13 protein-coding genes are annotated in these 8,258 nt (G+C 61.1%); 5 read left to right on the top strand and 8 right to left on the bottom strand.

All coding sequences use genetic code 11. The features are described from left to right. The coding region (locus B7L71_RS10685) for a LabA-like NYN domain-containing protein (RefSeq protein ID WP_081137846.1) at nt 1–471 on the top strand (471 nt) is incomplete at its 5' end. Here the strand turns inward: B7L71_RS10685 and B7L71_RS10680 are convergent. The 3 genes from B7L71_RS10680 to B7L71_RS10670 are packed head-to-tail and all read right to left on the bottom strand — an operon-like array spanning nt 432 to nt 1,766. Then, nucleotides 432–728: a DUF1330 domain-containing protein gene (locus B7L71_RS10680; protein ID WP_081137844.1), complete on the bottom strand. Its 297-nt coding sequence runs from the start codon at nt 726–728 to the stop codon at nt 432–434. The genes B7L71_RS10685 and B7L71_RS10680 overlap by 40 nt on opposite strands. A 22-nt stretch (nt 729–750) precedes the next feature. Continuing rightward, on the bottom strand, nt 751–1,284 hold the full coding sequence (locus B7L71_RS10675; RefSeq protein WP_016914774.1) for a hypothetical protein: 534 nt from the start codon (nt 1,282–1,284) through the stop codon (nt 751–753). A 29-nt stretch (nt 1,285–1,313) separates the two neighbouring features. Then, nucleotides 1,314–1,766, bottom strand: a complete 453-nt coding sequence (locus tag B7L71_RS10670) for a MerR family transcriptional regulator (protein WP_016914773.1) — start codon at nt 1,764–1,766, stop codon at nt 1,314–1,316. A 71-nt stretch (nt 1,767–1,837) separates the two neighbouring features. Here B7L71_RS10670 and B7L71_RS10665 point away from each other — a divergent pair, with 71 nt between their 5' ends. Then, nucleotides 1,838–2,866 carry an SO_0444 family Cu/Zn efflux transporter gene (locus tag B7L71_RS10665; protein ID WP_016914772.1) on the top strand — a complete coding sequence of 343 codons (1,029 nt, stop codon included), beginning with the start codon at nt 1,838–1,840 and terminating at the stop codon, nt 2,864–2,866. 269 nt (nt 2,867–3,135) lie between these two features. Here the strand turns inward: B7L71_RS10665 and B7L71_RS10660 are convergent, their stop codons facing one another. Further along, nucleotides 3,136–3,531 carry a RidA family protein gene (locus B7L71_RS10660; RefSeq protein ID WP_081137842.1) on the bottom strand — a complete coding sequence of 132 codons (396 nt, stop codon included), beginning with the start codon at nt 3,529–3,531 and terminating at the stop codon, nt 3,136–3,138. 165 nt (nt 3,532–3,696) lie between these two features. Here B7L71_RS10660 and B7L71_RS10655 point away from each other — a divergent pair, with 165 nt between their 5' ends. After that, complete coding sequence (locus tag B7L71_RS10655; RefSeq protein WP_249273235.1) at nt 3,697–4,095, top strand: LysR family transcriptional regulator; 399 nt, start codon at nt 3,697–3,699, stop codon at nt 4,093–4,095. Here the strand turns inward: B7L71_RS10655 and B7L71_RS10650 are convergent. Together B7L71_RS10650 and B7L71_RS10645 are read right to left on the bottom strand one after the other, a co-directional pair. Then, entirely contained in the window at nt 4,026–4,394 is a 369-nt protein-coding gene (locus tag B7L71_RS10650; protein ID WP_081137840.1) for a hypothetical protein, read from the bottom strand. The two genes, B7L71_RS10655 and B7L71_RS10650, sit on opposite strands and share 70 nt — an antisense overlap. An 83-nt stretch (nt 4,395–4,477) precedes the next feature. Further along, the gene (locus B7L71_RS10645) at nt 4,478–5,374 is read right to left on the bottom strand and encodes a LysR family transcriptional regulator (protein ID WP_081137838.1); all 897 of its coding nucleotides are present in this window, start codon (nt 5,372–5,374) and stop codon (nt 4,478–4,480) included. Between the two features lie 165 nt (nt 5,375–5,539). On the opposite strand from B7L71_RS10645, the gene B7L71_RS10640 reads away from it, so the two are divergent. Next, on the top strand, nt 5,540–6,118 hold the full coding sequence (locus B7L71_RS10640) for an NAD(P)H-dependent oxidoreductase (protein WP_081137836.1): 579 nt from the start codon (nt 5,540–5,542) through the stop codon (nt 6,116–6,118). A gap of 2 nt (nt 6,119–6,120) precedes the next feature. Here the strand turns inward: B7L71_RS10640 and msrQ are convergent, their stop codons facing one another. Together msrQ and msrP are read right to left on the bottom strand one after the other, a co-directional pair. Beyond that, nucleotides 6,121–6,744 (bottom strand): protein-methionine-sulfoxide reductase heme-binding subunit MsrQ, encoded by a 624-nt coding sequence (gene msrQ / locus B7L71_RS10635; RefSeq protein WP_081137834.1) that lies wholly within the window; start codon nt 6,742–6,744, stop codon nt 6,121–6,123. Next, nucleotides 6,744–7,760: a protein-methionine-sulfoxide reductase catalytic subunit MsrP gene (gene msrP, locus B7L71_RS10630; protein WP_081137832.1), complete on the bottom strand. Its 1,017-nt coding sequence runs from the start codon at nt 7,758–7,760 to the stop codon at nt 6,744–6,746. Before msrP ends, msrQ begins: the two co-directional genes overlap by 1 nt. 177 nt (nt 7,761–7,937) lie before the next feature. On the opposite strand from msrP, the gene B7L71_RS17355 reads away from it, so the two are divergent. Then, nucleotides 7,938–8,258 (top strand): DUF2157 domain-containing protein (locus B7L71_RS17355; protein ID WP_249273234.1); only part of this gene is annotated, 321 nt, incomplete at its 3' end.

The raw sequence follows: 8,258 nt of genomic DNA, 5'->3' as shown, positions 1-8,258 counted from the left end.
TACACCGTACGCGACGCCTACGGCAGGCACTTCGATTACCGTCGTTTCTGGGCCAAGGCAACGGCGAACCGGGAGGTGCTGGCCGCCCGCTGCTATGCCATCGACAAGGGCGATGCCAAGCAGCGTGAGTTCCAGAATATCCTCCGTTCGATTGGCTTCGAGGTCAGGTTAAAGCCGTTCATTCAGCGAGCGGACGGCTCCGCCAAGGGTGATTGGGACGTAGGCATCACCCTCGATGCCATCGAATACGCCGAGAAGGCGGATGTGGTGGTGCTGGTCTCCGGCGATGGCGACTTCGACCTGTTGGCGCAGAAGATCCGTGAGGCCCACGGCAAACGGGTGGAAGTCTACGGCGTGCCCCAGCTCACCGCCGCTTCCCTGATCAACGCCGCCAGCCAGTTCATTCCCATCGAGGGTGACTTGTTGCGCCATCACATCTCTTCAATACCCTCTACTAAGAAGACGCGGTAATCGGCGCCCAGGAAGCGGTGTTGGCGGGCTTCCTGGTAGGCGGGGCTTTGGTACCAGGCGCGGGCGGCGGCCATGTCGGGGAAGCGCAGGATCACGGCGCCTTCCATGGCGCTGCCTTCCAGCACTTCGAAGTCTCCGTAGAAGGCCAGTGGCTGCGGGTCGTGGCCTTCCCGAGCGGCTTTGGCCTTTTCGCTGTAGCGCTGCATTTCTTCGCTGTTGTGGGTGTGTTCACGGGTTAAAACGACATAAGCAGGCATTGGATTTCCTTGTTGGTCGACGCTACGGCGTCTCGGTCGGGTGGGAGTCATCGGCTGGCGCCTCGGGGTCGGCGTCGGCCATCGGTTCGATTTGACGGTTTTCCAGGGCGGCCAACGCGACCTTGTAGCAGTCTTCGATGTGGCTGTTGCCCATGTATTTCATGGCGGTAAAACTGATGCCGCCCGCCACGGCGCTGCCAATCAGCGGGACGAATTTGCTGGTGCCTTTGGCGGCAACTTTGATGCCCATCTTGCCGAGCAGGGTCACGATCAGGTTTTTGGTGATGTACCTGCCCGCCATCTTGCTGCCGGTATTGGAGATGGCGGTCATGACGAACAGCTTGCTTTCGGTATCCAGGCGGTCGATCTGCTCCGGCGTTAGCCCAAACTGGCTGTTGATCTTGGGGATGATGCGCATCAGGATCGCCACGTCCGAGCCAATGTCCAGCCCCGGCACGGGAATCATCGCCGTACCTGCGGAGAGGCCGGCGCTGCGCGTCACCATGGCATGGCAGGACTGCTTGATGGCGTCGAGTTCTTCCCTTGTTTCGATCATATGTAATTCCTTTTGGCTATGGCCGAGCGTCATTTTAATAAAGGTTGGCTTTCACCACAGGTAGTGTCGATGCAAGAAGGCTGGTGCTCATACAGTGTTTGAATGATTTGGCAGTCGGCAGCTTTGCCGCCCCGGCACTGATGAATCACTTGGCGTAGTTCATCCGCCAGCGCTTGCAGTTTGGCAATGCGCGCTTCCATATGCGCTAAATGACGACTGGCGATGGCATCAGCGGCGCCGCAGTCGGTGTCAGGGCGGTCGGAGAGCGCCAGCAGTTCTTGGATGCTGTGCAGGTCTAGCCCTAGGTTGCGGCCATGACGAATGAAGCTGATGCGCTCAAGGGCTGCCTGGTCGTAATGACGATAGCCCTGCTCACCCCGTTTCGGGGGTGGTAGCAGGCCCAGCTTTTCGTAGTGACGAATACTCTCCGGCGAGCAGCCTGTGCGGGTAGCCGCCTCTCCAATGCGGTAGATGAGTGTCATTGGCTTGACCCTGTAACGATGACAGGGTTTAGGCTAGCCCTTATTCCCAGAGTGGACAAGCAGGTGATGACATGACGCTGATAGCCGAGCTGCTGCAAATTGCGCTAACGGCAGCCCCGTGGCTGCTGTTGGGACTGGTCATTGCCGGGATGATTAAAGCTTGGCTACCGGACAGCCTGCTGCAGCGCTGGATGGGCGGGCGCGGTCTTGGCAGTATTGTGCGGGCGGCGGTGATTGGTATGCCGCTGCCGCTGTGTTCCTGTGGGGCGATTCCCACCGCCATTGCGCTGCACCGTGGTGGCGCAGGGCGTGGGCCTACTACCTCGTTTTTGATCAGCACCCCTGGTGTGGGTGTGGACTCGATCCTGCTCACCAGCGCACTGCTAGGCCCGCTGATGGCGTTGGTGCGTGTGGGCGGCGCGTTGGTAACGGCGATTGTGACAGGCCTGCTAGTAGGCTTGACCCGTGAAGCCGCCGTAGCAGCACCCGCCCCCGCGGTTTCCGGTGGCTGCTGCGCTTCAAGTGGTTGCCATGATCAACGCGCACACGTCGATGAGCCGAGCGGCCTTAGGGCAGGGTTACGCTATGCGTTTAGCGATCTGCTGGACGACATCAGTGTGTGGATGTTTGCCGGGTTGCTGCTGGCCGGTGTGCTGGTCACGCTGGTGCCGCCGGATACGTTGGTGCGTTTTTCGGGTGGCCTGTGGGCGCTGATGCTGATGGCAGTGGTGGGTATTCCGCTTTACATTTGCGCGGCAGCGGCGACGCCAGTGGCAGCAGGGCTGTTGTTGGCGGGGATCTCCCCTGGAATGGCGCTGGTGTTCTTGCTGGCAGGGCCGATTACCAGCTTGGCTACGCTGGCTATCTTGCGCCGTGAGTTGGGCACTCCTGCCCTGGCAGTGTACCTTGCCAGTGTGCTCTGCGTTACGGTGCTGGTAGGTTGGCTATTTGATGTGGCCGTTGGCATGGCTGGCTGGAGCCCAATGGAGCAGGCAAAACAAGTGCAAGAGTTGCTACCGCACTGGTTAGAGTGGCTGGCCTTGGCAGTGCTGATGATAGTGGCTGTTCGGCCGATACGCCGCCGCTTGTTGGGGTTTTAAACGCCGCTTCGGGTGTTCGGTGAGGCAAGGGTCGACAGCGGGCGGTGTGATCGCCGACTCACACCCCCAGTGTTCGTACTAGCTGGCCCTTTCACTGACTGGGATTGGCTTTCCGGACCTTGCCAATCCGGCAGTAAAGGCGAGACAGGCAAAAATGACCACCGTGTAGTCGAGATTTAGCTGATCCATCAGGAGTCCAAAAATGAGGAGCTATCGCGTTGGGGGAGTGCTGCCCCTTCACTTGATACGCATCATTTGAAGTGTATTGGCTAAGTCGTGGGCAGCCTTGCAATGACCTTGATTTCAAAGTCGAATCCCGCCAGCCATGTGACGCCGACCGCCGTCCAGTTGGGGTAGGGCTTTGCTGGGAACGCGCGGGCCTTGGCTGCCATCACGGTAGCGAATTGGGCCTCGGGGTCGGTATGGAAGCTGGTCACGTCGACGATATCCTCGAAGCTGGCGCCGGCCGCTTTCAGGACATTGGCCAGATTGTCGAAGGCCAGCTGCACCTGGGCGGCGAAGTCTGGCTCCGGTGAGCCATCTTCACGGCTGCCTACCTGGCCCGAGACAAACAGAAAATCACCCGAGCGTACCGCAGCAGAGTAGCCGTTGTGGTAGTACAAATCCTGGCGTCCGTTCGGGAAAACGACATCACGATTAGCCATCAGTCTCTCCACTAGTGCTGTTCGTAGGTCGTGATCGACCCTTGATTCATGGTGGGAGCACTGTAAATCTGGCGTGCGTGTGGATAAACGCGGGATCATGATCAACATTGTTTGCTGTGGCCAAACAATCATGGAGGGAAGACAACCGTGGATCGCTTTGATGCCATGCAGGCGTTTGCCCGCGTGGTGGAAACCGGCAGCTTTACCAAGGCTGCTGACACACTGCAGATCAGCCGAACCAGCGTGACGCAGCAGGTTCAGTATCTCGAAGCGCGCCTGCGGGTTACGCTGCTCAACAGAACGACGCGAAAAGTGAACGTCACGGCTGACGGGGCGGCCTATTACGAGCGCGTCATCAAGCTGTTGGCCGAGCTGGATGATGCCGAGACCAGCCTTTCCAATGCCGCCGTTCTCCCTCGTGGTCGGCTTCGGGTCGATGTGCCTAGCTCGTGCGTGCTGCACCGGGGCGGTCAGCGTGTTCAGACACAAGGCCGCTACATCGTTTCGGTCGATGATGGCAATGCCTGCTTGGCGAGCTGGCGCAATTGGTTGGGCGTATTCTGAGGGCTGAACAGGATGTCGGTGCCCCAGTCGTCGGCGGCCTCCACGGCGGCGCGCAGTTCGCGTTCGGTAAACTGGGTGCTATCGAGTGGGTCGTAGAGGGAAGCCACGCTGCCGCCCATCATCAGCTTGATTTGCGACGCGCCCAGCATGGACGGCTGCGGTGCCCCCCCCAATACCTGCCGACGGCTCACGTCGGCCATTAGCCGTTCGTGAAACTGTTGCAGTAGCGGTGAACCGCAGCAGCAGGCGCCGTGGGTATGGGGGGCAAAGAGCGGGGCGTTCAGCGCAGCAACCGTCATGGGTAGCCTCGTGTGGGTGGGGTGCTATCTCTGCATCTTAGGGCAGCGGTGTGGATTAAGCGATGTTGGCCCGTAGCGCACTGCTAAACGTAATGCGGTGGCAACCGCTCGGCCAGAAACTCCATGAACAGCCGTGTGCGATGGGAAAGCGTGGCCTGCCGGTAGTAGACGGCATGGATGGGCTGTGTGATCAGCGTGGTGTGGTCGGGCAACACTTCCACCAGCGCGCCACGCTGGCGGGGTGCCTGGGTCATGAAATCGGCCAGGCAAACGATACCAACGCCTGAGATTGCCAGCTCCAGCAGGGTGGTGCCGCTGGATGCCGCCAGGGTGGGCGCGATGTGCAGCGGCTGGCCATTGGCGCCGTTCAACGGCCAGCGGTTGAGGTGGTCCAACTGGCTGAAGCCGAGCAGGGTGTGCTGGGCCAGTTCCGCTACCTGAGAGGGGGTGCCATGGCGCGCCAGGTAGGCGGGGCTGGCCAGCACGCGCAGGGCGCTGTGGCCCAGGGGGCGCGCATGGAGCGACGAATCTTCCAGCGCGCCAATGCGAATGGCCAGGTCGACCCGCTGTTCCAGCAGGTCTACAAAGCGGTCATGGGTATCCAGCTCCAGGGTGATTTGCGGGTAGCGGGCGCGAAACTCCTCGATCAGCGGCACCACCACGAATTGCATGAAGCTGGGCGCGGCATTGATGCGCAGCCGCCCGCTGGGCTGCTGATGGCGGTCCTGCACGGCCTCTTCGGCCGCTTCCACGGCGGCCAGGATGCTGCGGCAGTGGGCCAGAAAGGTGTCGCCTTCCTCCGTCAGCTCCAGCCGTCGGGTGGTGCGGCGCAGGAGCGTGGTGCCCAGCTTCTGTTCCAGCCGGTACAGGGCGCGGCTGACGCCGGAGACCGTCATGGCCAACTGCTCGGCGGCGGCGGTGATCGAGCCACAGTCCACGACGGTAATGAAGGCTTGCTGCTCTTCCAGAGTACTTTTCATGAATATCAGACCTGGTCGTGGCAAGTAATTGTTGATTTTTGAGCAAGAGTCTCTTGCGGGAAGTACGCTGTTTTCATGGCATTGTTCACTGCACAATAGCGCCCACACAATGCTCCGCTGCTTATCATTAGGCGGGCCAGTCAAACACACAGTGAGGTGTCAGTCATGAAGATACTGTTGATCAATGGCGGTAAGGCGTTTGCCCACTCTGGTGGTGAACTCAACAATACCCTGCATGCCGTTGCAAAGGAAACCCTGCTGGAACTGGGGCATGAAGTGCGCGAGACGGTCATCGAGCAAGGCTACGAGCCCGCCGCCGAGGTGCAGCACTACCTGTGGGCCGACACCATCGTGTACCAGATGCCCGGCTGGTGGATGGGCGCGCCTTGGACGGTCAAGCGCTATATCGATGAAGTCTTTACTGAGGGGCATGGCGCGCTTTACGCAAGCGATGGCCGTTCGCGTCAGGACCCTTCCAAACAGTACGGCAGTGGCGGGCTGCTTCAGGGCCGCCACTACATGCTGTCGCTGACCTGGAATGCCCCCGCCGAAGCCTTCGATGAGCCGGGCAACTTCTTTGAAGGGCGCGGGGTCGATGGCGTCTACTTTGCGTTCCACAAATCCCAGCAGTTCGTCGGGCTGGCCGCCCAGCCCACGTTCATCGCCAACGATGTCATCAAGGCTCCGGACGTCGAGCGCGACAAGGCGGAGTATCGTCGCCATTTGCGTCGGGTGTTCGGTTAGTGCTACCTGAACTGACTGGCACGCTGTCGCAGCTTGGGCAGCGTGCGTGCCACCGGCGGTAGGCGGGTCGCCATGATCAGGGCGGAAACGGCGGCATACACGGCCCATTCTCGCAGGTCGGCGCGTACCACCCAGAAGAAGTGCAGCAGTACCAGAGCGAGGATGACGTAGGCAAACTTGTGCAGGGGCTTCCAGCGTTTGCCCAGCCGCTGCATCGACCAGCGGTTGGAGGTCGCTCCCAGCACGGCCAGCCCCAGCAGGGCGATCATGCCCACCACGATGTAAGGCCGCTTGACCAGCTCACTGCCCAGCAGGGCCCAGTTCAGCCCCAGAATGAACAGGGCATAGCTCAGCAGGTGAAGAGTCGCGTAAGCGAGGGTCCACAGCCCCAACTGCCGCCGGATCAGGTTGAAGCCTTTCCAGCGGGTGAGCTTGGTCAGCGGGGTCAGGCTCAGGGTCATCAGCAGCAGCCAGAGTGCGCCAATGCCCAGATTCAGTAGCAGGTAGCGCCCGGGTTCCGGGCCTGCGGCGTTGCTGGCCACCTGACCGCTCCAGTACAGCAGGGGGGCCAGCGCGGCCAGGAACACGCCGCCGCGCCATAGCCACCAGGTGCGTGGTGTGGCCATCAGTAGTTGGCTCTCAAGTCCAGGCCGGCATACAGCTCGGCCACTTCGTCGGCGTAGCCGTTGAACATCAGGGTGTCCATGGTATTGGGGCTGAACAGGCTGTTGGGCAGGCGGCGCTCGGTGGCCTGGCTCCAGCGGGGGTGATCCACTTCCGGGTTGACGTTGGCATAGAAGCCGTACTCGTTGGGGGCAATCAGCTGCCAGGAGTTCATCGGCTGCTCTTCGACCAGCGAAATGCGCACGATCGACTTGATACTCTTGAACCCGTACTTCCAGGGCACCACCAGGCGCAGCGGTGCGCCGTTCTGGTTGGGCAGCTCGCGGCCATACATGCCCAGCGCCATCAGGGTCAGCGGGTGCATGGCTTCATCCATGCGCAGGCCCTCTACATAAGGCCAGTCGATCAGCGAAAACGACGAGCGCTGGCCAGGCATCTGCTCTGGATCCACCAGGGTTTCGAAGCGCACGTACTTGGCTTTGCTGGTGGGCTCGGCGCGGGTGATGATGTCGGCCAGCGGAATGCCCAGCCAGGGAATGACCATCGACCACGCCTCCACGCAGCGCAAGCGGTAGATGCGCTCTTCGAACCGGGTAGGGCTGACGAGGTCTTCCAGCGCAAAGCGGCCGCCGTTGTTCACCTCGCCATCGACCACCACGCTCCAGGGCTCGGTTTTTAAACTGCCAGCCCGGCGGGCGGGGTCGGTTTTTCCGGTGCCGAACTCATAAAAGTTGTTATAGCCGCTGGCATCGTCGAAGGGGGTGAGGGTGTCTGTATCGGGGTCGCTGGGGGTCACGGATCCCCACTGGGTATCGCCGATCTTTTGCTGCAGCCACTTTGGGCCGCTGCCTGCTGGCACATCCGAATAGTCTGCATTGGCGCGGGCGTGCCCCGACAGCGCAAGCCCAGCCCCCAGCCCCGCCATGCCGCCCATGAATTGTCGGCGCGACAGATAGATGGATTCCGGGGTGACATCCGATTCTTTCAAATCACTGGGCTTGGCAATTTTTATCAGCATGGGGGAGCCTCTGCGTAGAAGAACATGTCCAAGGTGCAGGAAGAGCGTCACCTTTGACGATGGAGGAGAGGAGAAGTTCTCCACTTCTTTGTCAGTGTATAACCTTTATATCGCTTTGGCGCTGACTGGCGTCATGTCTTACTGGCCAAGGCCTTGGCCCCTGTGGACTCCATGCGTATGCCTTCAAGAGTTGATGAGCAGAACCCCCAGAGCTACCCAGCGAGCGCGGACTGGCACCAGCTGTTCATGCGGCTGCTGCCTTGGCTGGGCTGCCTGGCCCTTGCCGGTGCGCTGCTGTTTTTCGTGGCCTACCACTGGGCAGGCATGGGACGCTGGGCGCGGCTGGGCTTGCTGCAAGCCGTGCTGTTGCTGGCCGTGGGCATGGCGCTGTGGCAGGCTCGGCGGCCCAGGGGCAGGCAGTTGGCGCTATGCATGGCGGTGTGCGTGGTGGGTGTGCTGCTGGCGCTGATCGGGCAGGTGTATCAAACCGGAGCAGAC

This window comes from Halomonas sp. BC2, assembly GCF_002078115.1.
Classification (GTDB): domain Bacteria; phylum Pseudomonadota; class Gammaproteobacteria; order Pseudomonadales; family Halomonadaceae; genus Vreelandella; species Vreelandella stevensii.
Note: the sequence above shows the minus strand (reverse complement) of the source record. Positions and strands in the feature narration are given on the sequence as shown.